17 protein-coding genes are annotated in these 18945 nt (G+C 71.3%); 7 read left to right on the top strand and 10 right to left on the bottom strand.

What is annotated here, in order from left to right:
• Positions 1-97: 97 nt before the first annotated feature.
• Positions 98-760 (top strand): peptidoglycan-binding protein, encoded by a 663-nt coding sequence (locus ACIRQH_RS04960; RefSeq protein WP_388877007.1) that lies wholly within the window; start codon positions 98-100, stop codon positions 758-760.
• A gap of 6 nt (positions 761-766) precedes the next feature.
• On the opposite strand, the gene ACIRQH_RS04955 is transcribed toward ACIRQH_RS04960, so the two are convergent.
• Positions 767-1642 carry an alpha/beta fold hydrolase gene (locus tag ACIRQH_RS04955; protein WP_404224264.1) on the bottom strand — a complete coding sequence of 292 codons (876 nt, stop codon included), beginning with the start codon at positions 1640-1642 and terminating at the stop codon, positions 767-769.
• Between the two features lie 85 nt (positions 1643-1727).
• Positions 1728-2423: a nucleoside/nucleotide kinase family protein gene (locus ACIRQH_RS04950; RefSeq protein WP_388877013.1), complete on the bottom strand. Its 696-nt coding sequence runs from the start codon at positions 2421-2423 to the stop codon at positions 1728-1730.
• A 103-nt stretch (positions 2424-2526) separates the two neighbouring features.
• On the opposite strand from ACIRQH_RS04950, the gene ACIRQH_RS04945 reads away from it, so the two are divergent.
• The 3 genes from ACIRQH_RS04945 (at position 2527) to ACIRQH_RS04935 (ending at position 6142) form a co-directional block, all read left to right on the top strand.
• Positions 2527-2928 (top strand): YybH family protein, encoded by a 402-nt coding sequence (locus tag ACIRQH_RS04945; RefSeq protein WP_404224262.1) that lies wholly within the window; start codon positions 2527-2529, stop codon positions 2926-2928.
• Positions 2929-3017: 89 nt separating this feature from the next.
• Positions 3018-3758: a beta-phosphoglucomutase family hydrolase gene (locus ACIRQH_RS04940; protein WP_388877018.1), complete on the top strand. Its 741-nt coding sequence runs from the start codon at positions 3018-3020 to the stop codon at positions 3756-3758.
• Positions 3755-6142 (top strand): glycoside hydrolase family 65 protein, encoded by a 2388-nt coding sequence (locus ACIRQH_RS04935; RefSeq protein WP_404224260.1) that lies wholly within the window; start codon positions 3755-3757, stop codon positions 6140-6142. Before ACIRQH_RS04940 ends, ACIRQH_RS04935 begins: the two co-directional genes overlap by 4 nt.
• Here the strand turns inward: ACIRQH_RS04935 and ACIRQH_RS04930 are convergent.
• From ACIRQH_RS04930 to ACIRQH_RS04910, 5 genes are all read right to left on the bottom strand, one after another.
• Positions 6129-7394, bottom strand: coding sequence for a serine hydrolase domain-containing protein (locus ACIRQH_RS04930; RefSeq protein WP_404224258.1), 1266 nt, complete (start codon positions 7392-7394; stop codon positions 6129-6131). The two genes, ACIRQH_RS04935 and ACIRQH_RS04930, sit on opposite strands and share 14 nt — an antisense overlap.
• A 250-nt stretch (positions 7395-7644) precedes the next feature.
• Positions 7645-9054 carry a CAP domain-containing protein gene (locus ACIRQH_RS04925; RefSeq protein ID WP_404224256.1) on the bottom strand — a complete coding sequence of 470 codons (1410 nt, stop codon included), beginning with the start codon at positions 9052-9054 and terminating at the stop codon, positions 7645-7647.
• Between the two features lie 69 nt (positions 9055-9123).
• Complete coding sequence (locus ACIRQH_RS04920; RefSeq protein ID WP_358815924.1) at positions 9124-9441, bottom strand: YkvA family protein; 318 nt, start codon at positions 9439-9441, stop codon at positions 9124-9126.
• A gap of 115 nt (positions 9442-9556) precedes the next feature.
• Complete coding sequence (locus ACIRQH_RS04915; RefSeq protein WP_081220728.1) at positions 9557-9940, bottom strand: hypothetical protein; 384 nt, start codon at positions 9938-9940, stop codon at positions 9557-9559.
• 309 nt (positions 9941-10249) lie between these two features.
• Positions 10250-11173 carry a MurR/RpiR family transcriptional regulator gene (locus ACIRQH_RS04910; protein WP_388877030.1) on the bottom strand — a complete coding sequence of 308 codons (924 nt, stop codon included), beginning with the start codon at positions 11171-11173 and terminating at the stop codon, positions 10250-10252.
• 238 nt (positions 11174-11411) lie between these two features.
• On the opposite strand from ACIRQH_RS04910, the gene ACIRQH_RS04905 reads away from it, so the two are divergent.
• From ACIRQH_RS04905 to ACIRQH_RS04895, 3 genes are all read left to right on the top strand, one after another.
• Complete coding sequence (locus ACIRQH_RS04905; protein WP_358815926.1) at positions 11412-11570, top strand: hypothetical protein; 159 nt, start codon at positions 11412-11414, stop codon at positions 11568-11570.
• Positions 11567-12400, top strand: a complete 834-nt coding sequence (locus ACIRQH_RS04900) for a DUF1206 domain-containing protein (protein ID WP_388877033.1) — start codon at positions 11567-11569, stop codon at positions 12398-12400. Before ACIRQH_RS04905 ends, ACIRQH_RS04900 begins: the two co-directional genes overlap by 4 nt.
• 258 nt (positions 12401-12658) lie before the next feature.
• Positions 12659-13804, top strand: coding sequence for a glycoside hydrolase family 88 protein (locus ACIRQH_RS04895; protein ID WP_404224253.1), 1146 nt, complete (start codon positions 12659-12661; stop codon positions 13802-13804).
• 64 nt (positions 13805-13868) lie between these two features.
• On the opposite strand, the gene ACIRQH_RS04890 is transcribed toward ACIRQH_RS04895, so the two are convergent.
• The 3 genes from ACIRQH_RS04890 to ACIRQH_RS04880 are packed head-to-tail and all read right to left on the bottom strand — an operon-like array spanning position 13869 to position 18845.
• Positions 13869-15161 (bottom strand): ThuA domain-containing protein, encoded by a 1293-nt coding sequence (locus ACIRQH_RS04890; RefSeq protein WP_358815929.1) that lies wholly within the window; start codon positions 15159-15161, stop codon positions 13869-13871.
• Between the two features lie 22 nt (positions 15162-15183).
• A complete protein-coding gene (locus tag ACIRQH_RS04885) occupies positions 15184-17433 on the bottom strand; it encodes an RICIN domain-containing protein (protein ID WP_404224250.1) in 2250 nt (749 codons plus the stop codon).
• A gap of 35 nt (positions 17434-17468) precedes the next feature.
• Positions 17469-18845: a ricin-type beta-trefoil lectin domain protein gene (locus ACIRQH_RS04880; protein WP_388877042.1), complete on the bottom strand. Its 1377-nt coding sequence runs from the start codon at positions 18843-18845 to the stop codon at positions 17469-17471.
• Positions 18846-18945 lie beyond the last annotated feature (100 nt).

The following is an 18945-nucleotide window of genomic DNA, read 5'->3' as shown; positions in this document are numbered from 1 at the left end:
TGTGGCGAGTGTTTCCGCCCGGCTGAACGCTGCGTCCCGCACTCGCGTATCACTCCCCGCAGACGGCCCCAGACCACGCGCACGGAAGGGGAGCAGTGTGCCGACACCACTCGAACGCGGGCGATCCACCGGCCGCTCCGCCATCGAACCCACCCACATCCAGCGCCGCCGCCGCACCGAGGCCCTGGCGGAACTGGTCCGGCAGGTGCGCGAGGACGACGAAGGGCGCGACGCCGACGAGGGCTACGAGTCGGTCCCCGTGCCGGCACGCCGCACCCTGCCGCCCGCCGCGGACGACGACACCGAGGAGCTGTCGCCGGTCCCTGCTGCGAGGACGCGGACCGGCGGCCGGACCCGACGCCGCACCGCCCTCGTGGTCGGTGTCTCCGCGGCGGCCCTGACCGGGTTCGCCCTCGCGCTCCTGCTGTCGGGCGCCTACAACGACGACACGTCCCGGACCGGAGCCGGCGCCCGGTCCTCGACGGCACCCGCGGGCCGCGCCGCCTCCGGCGCGGCGGACCCCGACGGCGCGGGGACGCTCCGACAGGGCGACAGCGGACCGGAGGTGACGGCACTCCAGCAACGCCTGCTCCGGATCCCGAACGTGTACGACGACGGCAGCACCGACGGCACCTTCGACGCCCCGCTCGCCGACGCGGTGGCCCGCTTCCAGCTCTGGTACGGCATCCGCGGCGACGAGTCCGGCGTCTACGGCGACGACACGCGGGCCGACCTGGAGTCCCGGACGCCGCCGCCGTGAGCGTCCTCACCTCGCCGCGTCCGCGCCGTTCGTCTCGGACGTTCCCTGCGCACGTGCGAACCCCCGGAGCAGCCGGGCGAGTTCCCGCGGCTGGTCCAGCGGGACGAGGGTGTAGCTGTCCGCGACCTCGACCAGCTCGCCGTACGGCAGGAGCGCCGCCAGACGACGGCCGTGTTCGGGAGGCATCACCCGGTCGTCGGCCGCCCAGATCACGAGCACCGGGCGTTCGAATCCGGGGAGGCGCTCGGCCGCGCGCACCAGCAGCCCGGTGTCGGCTCCGGCCGCGCGCAGCACCCGTACGGCGTCCCGGCGGATCTCGGGCTGTCGCAGCACCGGGCCGATCCACCGGGCGGTGGTGTCGTCCCCCCGCTTGGTCAGCCGACCGAAGGCCACCGGCAGCCGGCGCAGGGCGCGCAGCCGCATCTGCCGCACGAACAGACCGAAGGCCCGGGGCGGAAGCCTGCCGGAGAGCACGAGAGTGCGGCCCGTCAGACCCGGCGGGAAGTTGTCGAACGCGTCGCACGAGACGAGGACGGCCCGGCCGATCCGGTCCCCGCCGTCACCCAGCAGCAGCTGGACGAGGGCCCCGCCGGTGTCGTTGCCGACGAGCACGACGTCCCGCAGTCCGAGACGCTCCAGGAACTCGGCCACCAACGCCGCCACCCCCGGCAGCGACAGGTCGGTACCTTCCCGCATCGCCCTGCGGTGCGCGCCCATCGGCAGGGTCGGCACGACGCACCGGTGATCCGCCGACAGCTCCGCGACCGTCCCGTCCCACAACGAGGAGTCCATCAGCAGTCCGTGCAGCAGGACCAGCACGGGTCCGGACCCTTCGCTGTCCTCGTACTCGACCGTGCCCGCGGACAGTTCGATCACCTTCATGGAACCTCCTGTGAGGGGTGTGTCCTTCCTCAGGAGGGGCGGCGGAGGCCGGGTGTGACATCGCCCCGCGCGGGCGGCGTGTCCGTCACCGTGCGACGCCGCTTTCCCCCTCCGCCCGCGACCACGGCCCCTCCCGCGCGCGGGACCGTCCCACCGCCGTCGTGTCCACGATCAGGTCGGCGCGATCCCGTGTCGCGGCGATCAGTTCGGCGTTGCGCTGATCGGGGCCCAGCACCCACGCCACCGCCGTGTCGTGGTCCTTGCCGAACTCCTCGTGGCGCGCCACCAGTCGCCGGACACGCTCGGCGTCCTCCAGCTCGCAGAACCACACCTCGTCGAGCTGCTCGCGTGCCCGGGCCCAGGCCCTGTCCCGGAGCAGCAGGTAGTTGCCCTCGGTGACGATCAGCCGGGCGGAGCGGGGGACCGGAACGGCACCGGCCAGGGGCTGTTCGAGAACGCGCTCGAAGCCGGGCGCGTACACCAGGGCATCCTCGTCCTCGCGCAGCCGGCGCAGCAGCGCCGCGTACCCGGCCGCGTCGAACGTGTCCGGCGCGCCCTTCCGGTCCCGCCGGCCGAGCCGGTCGAGCTCCGCGTCCGCGAGATGGAACCCGTCCATCGGCACGTGGGCGACCCCGAAGGCCCCCGTCGCGTCGAGCCGCCGGACCAGCCGCTCCGCGAGCGTCGACTTGCCCGAGCCGGGACCGCCCGCGATGCCGAGGAGGGCGCGCCTGCCGGGCCGTACCAGCGAGGCGGCCCGCTCCACCAGGTCGTCGAAGGTCATGCGCGCCCCGACAGGGGGCCGAGGGAGACGAAGTCCATGCCCTCCAGTATCGGCCTCGGGGGAGACGGGTGACGTCCCGTGCCGGACGGGGCAGGGATGCACCGTGAACCAGGACGAACAGCAGATCCGCGCCCTCATCGAACGCTGGGCCGCCGCCGTCCACGAGGGCGACCTCGACGGCGTCCTCACCGACCACGCGCCGGACATCGTCATGTACGACGTGCCGCCGCCCTACGACGGCGTCCGCGGCCTCGACGCCTACCGGGAGACCTGGCCGCCGTTCTTCACCTGGCAGGCTCAGGGGGCGTCGTTCACCATCGAGTCCCTCGACGTCGTCGCCGGCGCCGACGTGGCGTACGCGCACGCCCTGCTGCTCTGCGGCACACCGCAGGACTTCGCGGAGAAGCCCGCCGTACGGCTGCGCCTGACCGTCGGACTCCGCAAGGAACAGGGGCGTTGGAGCGTCGCCCACGAACACCACTCGTTCCCGCACGACACTCCGTGACCGCTGTCGCGGACGCGCCGTGAAGCCGACACCGAGTTGTGTGGCGCTCGACACCCGCTGGACGACGCAACGGGGGGAACACTGTCGGTATGACTGAGCTCGGCCTGCCGAAACAGATCCTGGTCTGCCTCTTCGACCTCGACGGCGTCATCACCAAGACCGCCGTGGTCCACGCGGCCGCCTGGAAGCGGACGTTCGACGACTTCCTGCGCGACCGTGACGGAGAGGACTTCCGGCCCTTCGACAAGGACCACGACTACGCGGAGTACGTGGACGGGCTGCAGCGCGCCGACGGCGTGCGCACCTTCCTCTCCTCGCGCGACATCGAGATCCCCGAGGGCACCCCGGACGACCCGCCGGACCGCGTCACCGTCCACGGGCTGGGCAACCGCAAGAACGACCTGCTGCTCGACATGATCCGCACCGACGGGGTCGAGGCCTACGACGGCACGCTCCGCTACATCGAGGCCGTCCGGGCTCGCGGTCTGCGCACCGCGGTCGTCTCCTCCAGCGCCAACTGCCAGGACATCCTGAGCTCGGTGGGCGCCGAGGACCTGTTCGACGTACGGATCGACGGTGTCGTCGCCGCCGAGCGGCGACTGCCGGGCAAGCCACGCCCGGACACGTTCCTGGCCGCGGCCCACGACCTCGGGGCCGACCCCTCCGCTGCCGCCGTCTTCGAGGACGCGCTGGCCGGCATGGACGCCGGCCGCTCGGGCCACTTCGGGTACGTCGTCGGTGTCGACCGGGTCGGACAGGGCGACGCGCTGCGCGACCACGGCGCCGACATCGTCGTACAGGATCTGGCCGAACTGACGGAGAAGGCGTGATCACCCACACGTCGTACGGCGTCGAGCCCTGGACCCTGCGCGAGAGCGAACTGCACCTGCGGCTGCTGCCGCAGAGCGAGTCCGTGTTCGCCCTGTCCAACGGCCACGTCGGCTGGCGCGGAAACCTCGACGAGGGCGAACCCCACGGCCTGCCCGGGTCCTACCTCAACGGCGTCCACGAAGTGCATCCGCTGCCCTACGCCGAGGCGGGCTACGGCTATCCGGAGTCCGGGCAGACCGTCATCAACGTCACCAACGGCAAGCTGATCCGGCTGCTCGTGGACGATGAGCCGTTCGACCTGCGGTACGGGCAGCTGCGGTCCCACGAGCGCGTCCTCGATCTGCGCAGCGGTCTGCTCACCCGCACCTGCGAGTGGACGTCACCGGCCGGTTCCACGGTCCGGGTGCGCTCCACCCGGCTCGTGTCCTTCACCCAGCGGGCGATCGCCGCCGTCGCCTACGAGGTGGAGCCCCTCGACAGCCGGACCCGGGTGGTCGTGCAGTCCGAGCTGGTGGCCAACGAGCAGTTGCCCGGCCGCTCCGGGGACCCGCGCGCCGCGGTCGCGCTGGAGTCGCCGCTGGAGTCCGAGGAGCACTTCGCGACGGGCCGCAGGCTGCGCCTCGTGCACCGCACCCGGCACAGCGCCCTGCGCGTCGCCGCGGCGGCCGACCACGCGGTCAAGGGGCCCGACCGGACCACCATGACCAGCGAGAGCAGCGACGACCTCGCCCGCCTCACGGTCACCTCCGTCCTGGAACCGGGTCAGACCCTGCGCGTCGAGAAGCTCGTCGCCCACGGCTGGTCGGGCAACCGCTCCCTGCCCGCCGTGAGCGACCAGGTCGACGCCGCGCTCGCCGCCGCCCAGCACGACGGATGGCAGGGACTCGTCGACGAACAGCGCGCCTTCCTGGACGACTTCTGGGCACGCGCCGACGTCGAGGTGGACGGCGACGAGGAGATCCAGCAGGCCGTCCGCTTCGCCCTCTTCCACGTCCTGCAGGCGGGCGCCCGCGCCGAACGGCGCGCCATCCCCGCCAAGGGACTGACCGGGTCCGGGTACGACGGCCACGCCTTCTGGGACACCGAGACGTTCGTGCTGCCCCTGCTCACCTACACCTCGCCCGACGCCGTCGCCGAGGCACTGCGCTGGCGCCAGAGCACCCTGTCCGCCGCACGCGAGCGGGCCGCCCAACTCGGCCTGCGGGGCGCCGCGTTCCCCTGGCGGACCATAGCGGGCCCGGAGGGCTCCGCGTACTGGCCGGCCGGCACCGCCGCGTTCCACGTGAACGCCGACATCGCCGACGCCGTCGTCCGGTACACGGCCACCACCGGTGACACGCACTTCGAACGCGACACCGGGGTCGAGCTGCTGACCGAGACGGCACGACTGTGGCGCTCGCTCGGCCACCACGACCACCAGGGCCGGTTCCACATCGACGGGGTGACGGGCCCCGACGAGTACAGCGCCGTCGCGAACGACAACACGTACACCAACCTCATGGCCCGCGCGAACCTCCTCGCCGCCGCGGACGTCGTCGAGCGGCACCCGCGCCGCGCCGCCGAACTCGGCGTCGACGAGGAGGAGAGCACCGCCTGGCGCGACGCCGCCGACGCGATGCACATCCCGTACAACGACGAACTCGGCGTCCACGAGCAGAGCGCGGGCTTCACCCGCTACCAGCGCTGGGACTTCGCCGCCACGCGGCCCGACCAGTACCCGCTGATGCTGCACTTCCCGTACTTCGACATCTACCGCAAGCAGGTCGTCAAACAGGCCGACCTGGTGCTCGCCATGTACAAGTGCAGCCCGTACTTCGACGACGAGCACAAGGTCCGCAACTTCGCCTACTACGAGCCCCTCACCGTCCGGGACTCCTCCCTGTCCGCCTGCTGCCAGGCGGTGATCGCCGCCGAGACGGGTCACCCGGGGCTCGCCTACGACTACTTGGTCGAGGCCGCGCTGATGGATCTGGAGGACCTGGAGCACAACACCCGCGACGGGCTGCACATCGCCTCGCTCGCCGGGACCTGGATGGCGCTGGTCGCCGGGTTCGGCGGGCTGCGCCATCACGGCGACACCCTGGAGTTCGCGCCCCGGCTGCCCGAGCGGTTCAGCCGTCTGGCGTTCTCCCTGGAACTCCTCGGCCGCCGGCTGCGCGTGGAGATCCATCAGGACGTGGCCACGTACACGCTCGCGAGCGGGGAGCCCCTGGAGATCCACCACTACCGGGAGCCGTTCACCGTCGACGCCGACAAGCCCCACAGCCTGCCGATCCCGGCGCAACGGTCGCGCCCCGCCCCGGACCAGCCCGCCCACCGGCGGCCGAACAGCCAGGGGCGGGACGAGGCCGCGGAGGGGGCCGGCGCACTCAGTGGCGGGTGATGCCGGGCGCGATGTCCTCGTGCCGCTCCAGGGGTGCCGTGCCGGGCGCTGCGGCCCGCGTGGCGCCCCGCAGGGCTGACGTGACGGCGGCCTTGCCGCAGAACGCCGGTTCCAGGGTGCGGTACATGGTGTTCAGCACCTTGGTGTTGTTGGAGGTGTTGGCGAGCGCGGTGAGGCTGCGCTTGCCGTCCTTCGTGGTGAACGCGTACGAGTAGTAGCCCTGCACGGTGCCGGTGTGGCCGTACACGGAGATCCCGCACGACAGGTCACGGCGGCGCAGCCCGAGGCCGTAGGCCGTGTTGCTGTTGACCTGCGTCCACTTCTTCATCTCCGTCAGCTGGGCGGCGGACATGAGCCTGCCGCGCAGCAGGGCGGAGAGGAACACGTCCAGGTCGTGCGGCGTGGAGATGATGGCGCCCGCGCTCTGCGCCCAGGAGGCGGTCTGCCGGGTGGAGTCGACCAGTGCGGCGCCGGCGGCGTCGGGCGTGAGGTAGCCGTTGGCGTGGCGGCCCGGGATCGTGGCGCCGGGATGGACGTAGACGGTGTCGGCGAGGTTCAGCGGGGTGAAGATCCGCTTCTTGTACTCGGCACCGACACCGTGCCCGGTGAGCTTCTCGATCAGCAGGCCGGCGACGACGAAGTTGGTGTTCGAGTACGAGTAGGCGGCACCGGGGGCGTTCGTGCGGGCCTTCTTGAGGGACAGCTTGACCAGGTCCCGGTAGCTGAACACCTTGGTGCGGACGGCTTCGAAACCGGGGACCGTCCGCGCGAACAGGTCGTTCGTGTAGTCGTACAGACCGCTTCGGTGGCTCAGGATGTGCCGCACGGTGATGCGGTTGTCGGGCAGCAGCCCCGGCAGGTAGCTGTTGACCGACGTGTCGAGCTTCAGCTTGCCCTCGTCGACCAGTTGGAGGAGTACGACGGCCGAGAAGGTCTTGGTGATGCTGCCGACGCGGAAGCGGTCGTTCGTGCTGATCGTCCGCCGGGTGGCCCGGTCGGCCACTCCTTCGACCAGCCGGTGCACCGTGCCGTTGTCGTCGATTCTCGCCATCGCCCCGGGGGCGCCCTGCGTGCGTGCCGTGCGCAGGATGGCGCGCAGCCCCGCGTCGTCGGGCGCCGCCGCGGCCGTCGTGACCGCCCGGGCGCCCGTGCCGTCCGTGTCCGCCGGTGTCACGGCCTGGGCCGGGGCCACCAGCAGGGACACCAGAACCGCGCCCAACGCCGTGCCCGTACCCACCGTTCCTGAGACCATCTGATTCTTCTCCCCTGTGCCGTCTGCCGGTTCGCCGTACCGGCCCGGACCGTGCCGCGGATGCGGGTGTCGCCCCCATCTGTACGCGCTGAAGACGCGCCGGGGCCGCATTGCCCGCCGGTGAACCGGAATCGGTGGACGGGAATCGGTGGATTGGCGGAAAGCAGCCGGTCGGGGACGGGTGACCGGCGGCCGACGCGTGCCGTGCCGGCGGTCGCCCGTGAGGGGGCGCACCGCGGCTGACAGTGGATCAGCCGCCGAAGAGCTGCGTCCAGTACGTCCCCGCCCGACCGCCGCCGGCGAGGCCGATGCCTATGTGGGTGAAGTCGCGCTTGAGGATGTTGACGCGATGGCCGGGGCTGTTCATCCAGCCGAGGACCACCTCGGCGGGGGAGCGCTGGCCGCAGGCGATGTTCTCCCCGATGGTGCGCCGGCCGGAGCCCGCGGCGGCGGCCCGGTCCCAGGGGTGGCGGCCCTCCGGGGAGGTGTGCGCGTAGAAGTCGCGGGCCACCATGTCGGCGCTGTGGCCCTGGGCGGCCACCGTGAGCGGGGCGTCGGGGGAGAGGGGCGGCAGGCCGTGCGCGGTGCGCTCGGTGTTGGTGAGCGCGATGACCTCCCAAGCCGTGCGCTCCAGGCCCGTGGGGCTGAACGGCCGTGCCCACAGGGCGGTCCAGTAGAGGTCGCCCGAGCGGGTGTCGGCGACATGGGCCAGGCCGGCCTCCTCGAACCCGGGATCGCACAGAGTGCCCCGGGACCGCTCGGAGGACAGGCAGTACTCCACGAACTCGCGCTCGGTGCGCGGCCCGGAGACCAGGTGCTCGCCGATGGTCAGGTAGGTGTATCCGGACGAGACGACGCGCTGGTAGACGGAGACGCCGTCCGGGCTCTCCGCACTGAGCAGGCCGCCGGCCGCCATGCCGGCGGCGTGGGCCCGCGCGGCCGACATGAGCCGGGCGTCGGGGGCGACGGGCGGGGAACCGGCCGCCGCGCGCGCGGAGTTCGCGGCCTCCAGGAAAGCGCGGGTGCCGGTGCTGTCGCCGGACGTCCGGCCGAAACCGGCGCCCGCGCCGATCGCTCCGAGATCCAGGAGGGTCGGGGTCCGGCCGACCGGAGCCACGCCCTGTCCTGCGCCCGGTCCCGGGGCAGGCGGAGTGCTCGTCGGCGCGGCGGGGGGAACGGCGTCCTCGGTCACCTCGATGCCGAAGTCCCGTGCGACACCGGCCAGGCCGTCCGCGTACCCCTGGCCGAGGGCGCGGAGCTTCCACGCCGTGCCACGCCGGTACAGCTCGGCGAGCAGCAGTACCGTCTCCGCCTGGGGCCGGGGAGGGGTGAAGCGGGCGACGGCGCGGCCGTCCGACGCGCTGACCAGCAGGGCGGGGGAGGGCAGGCGCCCGAGGGGTGTCCCGGGATCGGCCGGACTGACGACGACGGTGACACGGTCCGCTCCCGGCCGCAGCCGCGCCGGGTCCACGGTGAGACGGTCGCCGTCGAGCCGGACACCGGGCGCGGACGTCTGGTTGTAGAACACGAAGTCCCCGTCGCCACGGACCTGGCCGTCGGCGTCGGTGACGAGCGCGGACACGTCGAAGGGGCCCGGCACCCTGAGCGTCAGGGCACCGCCCGGCAAGGGGGTGTTGCCCCCGGGAACCAGCTCGCTCATGCCACCGCCCGTCGGTCGGATGATCCGCGCCGCCCGCCCGGAGGAGGTGCGGCGCGGGCCGTCAGACGCTCAACGGACCGCCCGATCCTTCGGGTTCCCGCGCTCGGCGAGAGGGTCGACGGGCGCGGCGGCCGAGCGCATCGAGCGCAGGGCCAGCAGCATGACGCCGATGTCGTCCAGGTAGACGGGGTCGGGTACCAGGTCGGTCGGCAGCACCAGATAGAGGACGGCGCCCCAGAACACCCACTTGGACCCCGTCGGCAGTCCGGCCCGCCGCAGATCGCGTCGGGTGCGGACGAGGCGGCCCAGCAGGACCAGTGCCACGCCGAGCAGGGCGGCCGCGAGGACCGCGACGATGATGACCACGGTCCATGAGGTCGTATCCATGCGTCCGTCCAGGGCTCTCGTCGGGATGTGACTGCCTTCCGTGTGCCCGCTCGCGCCCCGGCTATCGCACCCGGTTCGGCCATCCGTACGACGCTCCCCGTTTCTCGGCGGGGGCTCAGTGCCGCGGGTGGGGGTGGTCCACCAGGGCCTGCGACACGGTGCGGATGCTCCGGGCGATGTGCTGGAGCTGCATCAGCTCGGCGGCGTACAGCTTGATCGTGTGCTCGATGACGCCCTCGTGCAGACCGAGGCCGGGCAGCTCGGAACGGGCGGTCTGCAGGGCGGTGCGCGCGACCCGTATCTCCTGCTGCACCTGGAGCTGTGCGTGGCGGGCGAGCAGCACGGGATGCTTGTGCAGGACGGGATAGCTGGCATAGCGGCTCGGCACCAGCTCGCGCAGCCACTTCACCGCCGATCGCTCCCAGTCGAAACTGCCGGGTGTCTTGACCTGGCACGGCCAGTCCGAGGTGATCGGTGAATACGTCAGGGCCATGTTCATCGCTTCCGGGTTACGTCGGCGGGGGACTCTGGGGCGGCCCCGGCATAGGGGATGACCGGGGCCGCCACCACGGGTCTCGCCGGGGCGAGTCCCGCTCGAACACCCGGGACCCGATGCGGGTAGGAGCGGTGGGCCCCGGGTGGTCAGGGTCGTGACCTGGAGGCCTCCGGGTCACGATCCGCAAGAAGTATTTATATATACCGCCGGATGCGCAAGGACATGAAAACATTCATGCACGCTTTGATGTGATTGATCCCGTGATGCCGTGGTGACAGCCGGTACGGGAAGGGCGGCCAGGGGCCGATGCGGTCAGTCCCTGAGGAAGAACTGGTGCTGCTCGGCGATCTGCTCGTACTCCTCCAGGCGCCCCTGGGTCCGCTCCGGATCCGCGTCGGTCATGGCCTGGAGCAGGGCGGCCGACAGCACCACGGGCGCCGCGTAGGAGTCGAAGACGAGCCGCGAGCCGGTCCCGGTGGCGAAGGTGACGTCCGCCTCGTCGGCCAGCTGTCCGAGCCCCAGGTCGGTGATCAGCGCCACCTGGAGGCCGGCGCTGCGCGCGACCCGCATGGCCGTGAGCGTCTCGTGCGCGTGCCGGGGCATCCCGAAGGCCAGCACCCAGGTGCCGCCGGCCTCCCGCGACTGGAGCAGCGCGTCGTAGGCGACCGAGCCGCCGCGCGTCACCACCCGGACGTCCGGGTGGATACGGCGCGCGGCGTACGTGAAGTACTCGGCGAGCGAGACGGAGATCCGCAGCCCGAGGACGGTCAGGGGGGTCGACTCCGACAGCGCCCGGCCGACGCGGATCACCTCGTCGGGGTCGGCGAAGTCCCGCCGCAGGTTCTCCAGGTTCTCGATCTCGGCGTCCACCGCGGCCTGCAGTTCGTTGCTGGTGACCTCGGCCGGAGTGCCCGGCGTGCTGCCCAGGGCGCTGAGCGCGATCGACTGGAGCCGCTCCCGTAGCGCGGGGTAACCGCTGAAGCCCACCGCCGCCGCGAAACGGGTCACCGAAGGCTGGCTCACACCCACCCGCTCGGCGAGATCGGTGATCGAAAGGAACGCCGCCTCGGTGATGTGCTCGATCAGGTACTGGGCGATCCGGCGCTGGCCGGGGGAGAGCCGGGGACCGTCGAACAGCTCCCTGAGCTGGGACATGGGAGCCGCGCCCGCCTCGGGTGCCGTGCGGCCCGAGGTGATCGCGGATGCCTGTGCGCGTGCCTGCTGCGGCGATGGCACCGGTGCGCCTCCTTCGTCTCCCACGAGACCTCAACATAGCTCACGGACCGTGTTGGCCTGGGCGGGCGGCGGTGCGCGTGGGGCCTGCTCCGCCCCTCGGCGGGCCGTCGTCGGGAGACGGTCACCGGATCGCGCGGGCCGTGCCCGTCCGCACGCCGATGTGGACCGGACGGTTCGGCGCGGCGATGATCCCGGACGGAAAACGGCGTCTGCCGGGGAACTTTCGGGGCAACCGACGGTGGAGGCACGGGGAGGCCACCTCGCGACGCGACGTCGGTGGGACGCCTCCGGTGCCGCCTTCGCCCCGCAGGAGTCGGGCGCGGCGACCGGTGACATGGAGGGTGTGATGAAGGTGCTGCTGGACACGAGCGCGACGTACGAGGCGGTGTCCGCGTGAACGCCGGAGCGGTGGCCCGTGAGGGCCAGGTCGGCGCCCGCCGGGCGGCCACCGGAACGGCACGCGAAGGTGCGGCCCGGGCGGGACTGACCGCGCGCGGCGTGATCTACGCCCTGGTCGGCGTCCTCGCCCTGCGCATAGCCTTCGGCGGCAGCGGGCACCAGGCGGACCGTGGCGGCGCCCTGCAGGAGATCGCCTCGAAGCCCTTCGGCGCCGTGCTGTTGTGGGCCCTCGGTGTCGGAGTCGTCGGCATGGCGCTGTGGCGGCTGTCCGAGGCGGTGTTCGGCTCCGCCGGCGAGGACGGCGGCAAGCCGGCCAAGCGCCTGATGGCGGCCGGACGTTGTGTCTTCTACGGGTTCGTCGCCTACTCGGTGCTCTCCTTCGCGGCCGGTTCGCGCGGCAGCGGAGCCGGCGACAAGAAGTCCCGCGACGTCACGGCCAAGGCGCTCGGTCTCCCCGGCGGCCAGTGGATCGTCGGCGCCGTGGGCCTCGGGCTGGTCGCGGCCGGCGTGTGGATCGCCGTACGGGCCATCATGCGCAAGTACCACAAGCACCTGAAGCTCGGCGAGATGTCGAGGAGGGTCCGTCAGGTCGTCGACGTGACGGGCGTGGGAGGCGGAACCGCGCGGGGCGCCGTGTTCGCCGCGGCGGGTGTGTTCGCCGTGCGGGCCGCGGTCGAGTACGAGCCCGACAAGGCCAAGGGGATGGACGACACGCTCCGTTCCTTCGCGGGCACCCCGATGGGTCCCTGGCTGCTGGCGCTCATCGCCGTGGGCCTGATCCTGTTCGGCGTGTTCTCCTTCGCGATGGCACGGTGGCGCAAGGTGTGACGCGGCGCGGCGGCCCCCGGCCGCCATCCCGCGGCGGCGATACGGGCGGTGCCCCAGGAGGGGCACCGCCCGCAGTGCCGCCACCGCCCGTCCGCGCCAGGAATCCGCACCGACCGCACGGGCGAGCGCGATTTCCGTGAGCGAAGCACGTTCGCTCCTCTGAACAACCGGCACTTCACGACAAGTTGACGTCCGGTCATGGACAGTCGAGGTGACGGGAGTTGAGGATGGGAGTCCCCATCCGTAGGAGTTGTTCACATGGACAGACGACGCCTGCTCTCCGGCGCGGCCGCTCTCACGGCCTCCGCGGCTCTCCTCCCCACCCTCTCCGGCACCGCGCAGGGCTCCCCACGGGCCGCGGCACCGATCCTGCCGTCACGGGCCGCCATCACCGCCGTCCTGCGCCGCGTGGCCGACCGGTGGATCGGCGCCCACACCGACCCCGGCGACAACGGCTGGGCCAACGCCACCTTCTTCAGCGGACTGCTCGCCCTGCAGGGGCTGACGGGCAGCTCCCGCTACCTCACCTACGCCCGGAGCTGGGCGGAGGAGCACGCGTACGGCCTCAGCGGCGGCGTGACCACACGCCATGCCGACAACCACTGCGCGGGGCAGGCCTACCTCGACCTCTACGAGCGCGAGCCCGAGGAACGCAAACTCACCGCGATCGAGACGTCGTTGCACCGGATGGTCTTCGAGGACCAGCCCGACAAGAACGACGACTGGTGGTGGGACGACGCCCTCCACATGGCCATGCCGCCCTCCGCCCGCATCGGCGCCCTGCGCGCGGAACCGCGGTACTGGCAGAAGCTGTACTCCCTCTACGACCACACCAAACGGGCCGAGGGCGGCCCCGGTCTGTACGGCGCCACGAGCGGTCTCTGGTACCGCGACAAACGCTTTCTGCCCGGCGGTGTCGTCTCGCCCTCCGGCAAGCCTGTCGTCTGGTCCCGCGGGAACGGCTGGGTGGCCGGCGGCCACGTCAAGACGCTCAAGGCGCTGCCCTCCACCGAAGCCCACACCGCCGAGTACCGCGACACGCTCACCCGCCTGGTGCGGGCTGTCGCCGGGGTGCAGCGCGCGGACGGCTTCTGGAACGTCAACCTCGCCGATCCGGCCCACCTGCCCGGCGCCGAGACCAGCGGCACGTCCTTCTTCCTGTACGGCACCGCGTACGCGGTCGCCGCCGGTCTCGTCGACCGGTCGGTCCACCTCCCGGTGGCCGCCCGCGCGTGGAACGGCCTCGTGGCCACCGCCGTGCATCCCGACGGCTTCCTGGGCTACGTGCAGGGCGTCGGCGACCGCCCGGAGTCCAGTCAGCCCGTCACGTACGACAGCACCGCGGACTTCGGCGTCGGCGCCTTCCTGCTCGCCGGCACCGAACTGGCCCGGCTGGCGCGCTGACCGAGGACGCACAGGTGCCCCCGCCGCGCGCACGCGACGGGGGCACCTGAGTGACCGAGGCCGGTCAGGGCTGTGCGGTGAGCGCGAAACTCTGCGCCGCCGAGCCGTCACAGGCCCGCTGGGTGAGCTGCACACTGTTCGTCGCCGAACCCGCGGCGGTCAGACACTTGCCGCTGTGCCGGGCGGTGAAGTGGTAGCGACCGTCGCTCTCCTTCACCGGCTGCCACTGCTGGTTCTGGCCGCTCGACCAACTCCACAGCTGGAGCGCCGCGTTGTCGGCCGTGGACCGGTCGGTCACGTCGACGACCTGCTGCGGATTCGGACGGATGGTGATCCGCGTGTAGCCGCTGTCCGTCGAGCGGAACTGGAACTGCTGCGCCTGCGTGCCGTTGCAGGCGTACTGCTGGATCGCGGTTCCGTTGGCCGTGGCGGCCGCCCGCGCGTCCACGCAGGTTCCGTTGCCCGCGTTGGCCAGGGAGTACCAGGTGGTCTCGGAGATCGGATCGGCCGGCGGCACCGATCCGCCCGCGCCGCCGAGCCACTTCAGCCCGTCCAGCAGGAACCGGTTCTGGGTCGCGCTCGCGAAGGTCGACGACAGGGTGGTGTTCGTCGCGTAGTCCATCGCGTTGTGGCCGAAGTTCGCGTACAGCATCCGGTAGTTGGTGTTCGTCCACAGGATCGGGTAGTAGCCGCTGTACCAGGTCTGGTTCGGGTCCGTGCCCAGCGGGAAGCTGCTGGGGTCGATCGAGGCGAGGATCCGGATGTCCGGGTTCTGCCGCAGGTCGTTGGACCAGCTGTACCACTCGCTGACCGACGAGGTGAACGTGGCCGGCAGGTTCACGGTGGAGGGATGGGTCCGGTCCTCCACCTTGAGGACGGCCGTGGTCGGCCCCCAGGTGTTGGAGCGGAAGTTCCCGGTGCCGAGGAACTGGTTGTGGTACCAGGGCCAGCTCTGCGCGTCGGTGGTGAAGGCCGAGACGTGGAAGCCCATCCAGGCACCGCCGCCGCGCATGTACTGCTCGAAACCGGTGCGCTGGGCCGCGGTCTGCGGCAGGTCGTCGAGGAACAGCACGACCTGGTAGGCGTTCACGCCCCCGTTGCTGAGCAGGTCCCAGTTGTTGCTGGCCGTGTAGGTGAAGCCGTTCGCCGCGGCCTGCTTCGGGAACCAGTCGTTGGCCTCGTGGACGAAGCTGATGTGCGCCGCGTCCCAGGTGCCGTTGTAGAGGGCGAGCACCTTGAACGGCGCCGCCGTGGTGTTCGCCTGCGCGGCCGGCGGGGAGGCCAGGCCGAGCAGGGTCGCCAGCAGGACGAGAACCCCGAGGATCCCGCGTGCCGGACCGGATCTGCTGATGTGCATCGGACGGTCCTTCCTGGAGGGGTCAGGGATAGCTGACGAGGTTGGCGACATTGGTCGAGGAGTTGGACGGCCCGCCCCGGTCGTTGACCACGTGCCGGATGGTGCCCGTGCCGCCCAGCGAGACCGTCACCATGTCCTTGAAGCGCACGTTGGCGTTGTTCGGTGCCTCGATGGCGTGCTCGGCGGCGACGGACGGGTTGACGTTGAAGTAGCAGTAGCTGCCGAACCCGAACACCTGATGGCTCGTCACGGACGGCGCGATCTTGTAGGCGGCGTAGCCCTGCGTCGAACCGTTCATCCAGGCCGCCTGGTTGGGCGGGTCGTACGGCATCTCGTTCTGGTAGAAGTACGTGCGCCCGCCGTTGCCGTTCCAGATGGTCTGGTACTTCTGGTAGTGCTCGACGAACAGGCCGTACATGGTCACGTCGTCGCCGTTCACGACGAGCCCGGTGTCGGCCGTGTTACTGGTCCAGCCGACTCCGCTGCCGTGGTCCGCGCGCCACAGCCACAGGTGGTCGCCGATGACGTCGTCGCTGTTGATCGTCAGACTGGTGGTGGCCTTGCCCACACCGGCGCCGCCGATGCGGAAGAACACGTCGTGCAGTGAACTGGGGTCGGCGGCGTGGTCCGCGGAGGAACCGTTCGGCCCCATCTCCAGCAGTTGCGCGGAGTTGGTGGTGCCCGCGTCGATCAGCAGTCCGGCGAGCTGGACGCCGTCCACGTCGGCGACCGTCATGGCGGTGATGCCGTTGTCGGGGATGAGGGTGGCGAGGCCGAGACCCAGCACCACCGTGTCGGGCCGGGTGACCTTGAGCGTCTGGTCGAGGTGGTAGACGCCCGGCGTGACCAGCAGGTTCTTGCCCTGGGCCAGCGCGTCGTTCAGCTGCGCGGCCGTGGCGCCCGGCTTCACGACGAAGAAGTCCGAGAGCGGCAGAGACGTACCGGCCGGTGTCCCCGAACCCCAGGAGACACCCGTCGAGTTGGTGCGGACCGCGGGCACGAACACCTTCCAGGCACCCGCGGTGTCGACGTACAGGAACGGCTTCTCACGGGAGACGGGAGTCTGGTTCACCGTGGTGTACGGCGGGCTCGGGAAGCTGTTCGCGGGAGCGTTCTTCGCGCCGACGAACACCATGTTCCAGTTCGAGCCCGTCCAGTTGGACCACTCGGTGTTCCGCGACAGCCACTGTTGCTGCGAGCCGGAGTTGACCTGGCCGTCGATCCTGGAGTCGGCCATGTAGCCGCCGCTGGACCAGCCGCCGTCGTCGAGGGCGAGATTGCCCCGCAGGTGCATCCGCCGGTACGGCGCCGCCTGCGACACCGCCCACCGGTCGGAACCCGATGTCGGGGTGACCGACAGGTTCTCCGCCGAACGCCAGAAGTTCTGGGTCGCGTTGCCCTGGAACCAGTCCGCCTCGGCGTGCACCGCACCCCGGATCGAGACGTCGTCGGGGGACAGGCCGAGGCCCGCCACCTGGGTGTAGAAGCCGACGTTGGCGTTGGCGTCGTACGTGCCGGGCTTGAAGAGGAAGGCCTTGCGCGCGGTGCCGAACTGGTTGGTCTGCTGTTGTGAGAACGCCGCGTCGAGGCTGCTCTGGACGGTGGCCGCCGGCGTCGAGGGGTCGAAGACGGTGACGTTCGGGCCGAGGTCCGGTGTGCCGGGCGGCTGTTGGACGTCCACCGGGTTGACGGAAAAGGACTGAGCCGCCGAGCCGTTGCACGGGTACTGCTGGAGCTGCACGCTGTCGGCGGTCGACGCGCTCGGCACGTCGAGGCACTTGCCGCTGTTGCGGTTGACGAAGTGGTAGGCGCCGCCGGACTCGGCCACGGCCTGCCACTGCTGGTTGGTGCCGCCGCTGTACGTCCACAGCTGCACCGGTGCGGCGTCCGCGGCCGAGACGCCGGTGACGTCCCAGGCCTTGGTCGCGTCGGCGCGGTTGTCGACCCGGTAGTAGCCGCCCGAGGTGGCCGTGAGGCGCCACTGCTGCGCCTGGCTGCTGTTGCACGCGTACTGCTGGACGGCCGTTCCGTCGGCCGTGCCGGCGGCGCGGGCGTCGACGCACTTGCCGCTGCCCGCATTGACGACGGTGGCCCAGCCGGTCGGCAGGGCCGTGGCCCCGGCGGCCGCGCCGGTCGCGGCCACCGCGTCGACCTGCGCCGCGACGGAGAGGCCCGACAGTGTCGTCGCCACGAGGGCGGTCACCGTGAGCAGTCTCGGTATCCGGCGCCGGCCGGAGGTTCTTCTGTTTCTGGACAGGGTGGATCTGGACATGGGAGCACTCCTGCGCTGGTGGGGGGTGACGAAGATCAGCCGGTGTACTTCGCGAGGACGCGCGTGTAGTCCCAGTCCGACTGGCCCACGCCGGAGCAGCTGTCGGCGACCCCGCTCGTGCAGGGGCGGTCCCGGTTGACCGACCAGAAGGTCAGACGTGCCAGATGGTGCTGCTGCGCGTAGCCGAGGATCGTCTGGAAGTCGGCGACGGTGACCGTCTCGTTCTGGTCGGTGATCCCGTTCATGGAGGAGATGCCCATGTCCCGGTACGCCTGGTCGTCGCTGTATCCGTAGGCGTTCTTCAGCGCGGTCTTCAGGCCTTCCGCGGCCCGCGTGGTGAGCGTTCCCATGTTCTGGCCGGCGCCGCCGAAGTCGAACGGCATGATGGTCCAGCTGTCGATGCTCAGGCCCGAGTTCGCGGCCCGGTTGATGAGGCTCGTGTCGGGGCCGCTCGTGCCGGTGCCGATGGTGACGTACACCTTGAGGCCGGGGTTGTTGGCCTTCACGGTCTTGAGGGCGTCGACCGTTCGCTGCTGGACGGTTCCGTTGCTGTAGGCGTCGGCCTCGATGTCGATGTCGATGGCCTTGAGACCGTAGGCGTTGATGACCTTCTGGTAGGCGGCGGCGAGTTCGCCCGCGCTGGAGCAGGAGCTCTCCAGCTTGTTGCCGCTGTAGCCGCCGAACGACGGGATGATGTCACCGCCGTTCGCGCGGACGGTGTTGACGGTCTGCTGGTCGACGCCACCGGTCAGCGCGCGGCTGCCGTCCCACTGCGGATTGCAGTAGCCGTTGCTGAGCACGAAGGCCAGGGTGAACCACTTCACCCCGGTCGCGTTCATCACCGTCGCCGGGTTCGGCGGGCTGCCCCAGCCGTTGTAGAGGTACGGGGCGACGGCCATCGGCGCGCTCGGAGCGGTGCCGCCGCTGCCGGGCGCGGTCCACTTCTGGTTGGCGGCGCCCGTGCAGCTCCATATCTGGACCGGGGTCGCGTTGGCCGAGGTGTTGCCGGTGACGTCCGCGCACTTGTTCGACTGCGGATTGACGAGGTCGCGGGCGGCGGTGACCGTCCACTTCTGGTTCGCGCCGCCGCCGCAGTCCCACAGCTGGAGGCGCGCCCCGTTGGCGGTGGAGTTACCGGTGACGTCGAGGCACTTGCCGAGTGCGCGGATCGTGCCGTCCGAGCCGACCGTCCACTGCTGGGCGGCGGTGCCGTTGCAGTCGTAGAGCTGGACGGCGGCGCCGTTCGCCGAACTCGCGGAGGCGACGTCGAGACACTTGCCGCCGAGCCCGGTGATCGTGCCGGTGGCAGCCGCCGCCGGGGTGGCGCTCAGGGCGCCGACGGAGAGCGTGAGCGCGGCGGTGGAGAGGGTGAGTCGGAGCGCGGTGGAGCGCGCGAGGGATGAATGGATCATCTGGGGGATCACAGCCCTTCGCAGATGGCTGATGGTGGGGGGTGTTCATGTCCATGAACAGCAATTGCATTCATGGAGTCGTGGTGATCGGTGAACCTAA

The organism is Streptomyces sp. NPDC102279 (assembly GCF_044766365.1).
Taxonomy (GTDB): domain Bacteria; phylum Actinomycetota; class Actinomycetes; order Streptomycetales; family Streptomycetaceae; genus Streptomyces.
The sequence above is the reverse complement of the archived record's forward strand: the minus strand, read 5'-3'. Positions and strand labels throughout refer to the sequence as shown.

Excerpts from the sequence above, each read along its gene's own strand:
- ACIRQH_RS04950 (WP_388877013.1), bottom strand. The coding sequence starts at position 2,423 with ATGACCTTCGACGACCTGGTGGAGCGGGCCGCCTCGCTGGTACGGCCC.
- ACIRQH_RS04890 (WP_358815929.1), bottom strand. The coding sequence starts at position 15,161 with ATGCACATCAGCAGATCCGGTCCGGCACGCGGGATCCTCGGGGTTCTC.
- ACIRQH_RS04955 (WP_404224264.1), bottom strand. The coding sequence starts at position 1,642 with ATGAAGGTGATCGAACTGTCCGCGGGCACGGTCGAGTACGAGGACAGC.
- ACIRQH_RS04880 (WP_388877042.1), bottom strand. The coding sequence starts at position 18,845 with ATGATCCATTCATCCCTCGCGCGCTCCACCGCGCTCCGACTCACCCTC.
- ACIRQH_RS04925 (WP_404224256.1), bottom strand. The coding sequence starts at position 9,054 with ATGAGCGAGCTGGTTCCCGGGGGCAACACCCCCTTGCCGGGCGGTGCC.
- ACIRQH_RS04940 (WP_388877018.1), top strand. The coding sequence starts at position 3,018 with ATGACTGAGCTCGGCCTGCCGAAACAGATCCTGGTCTGCCTCTTCGAC.
- ACIRQH_RS04885 (WP_404224250.1), bottom strand. The coding sequence starts at position 17,433 with ATGTCCAGATCCACCCTGTCCAGAAACAGAAGAACCTCCGGCCGGCGC.
- ACIRQH_RS04895 (WP_404224253.1), top strand. The coding sequence starts at position 12,659 with ATGGACAGACGACGCCTGCTCTCCGGCGCGGCCGCTCTCACGGCCTCC.
- ACIRQH_RS04920 (WP_358815924.1), bottom strand. The coding sequence starts at position 9,441 with ATGGATACGACCTCATGGACCGTGGTCATCATCGTCGCGGTCCTCGCG.
- ACIRQH_RS04915 (WP_081220728.1), bottom strand. The coding sequence starts at position 9,940 with ATGAACATGGCCCTGACGTATTCACCGATCACCTCGGACTGGCCGTGC.
- ACIRQH_RS04930 (WP_404224258.1), bottom strand. The coding sequence starts at position 7,394 with ATGGTCTCAGGAACGGTGGGTACGGGCACGGCGTTGGGCGCGGTTCTG.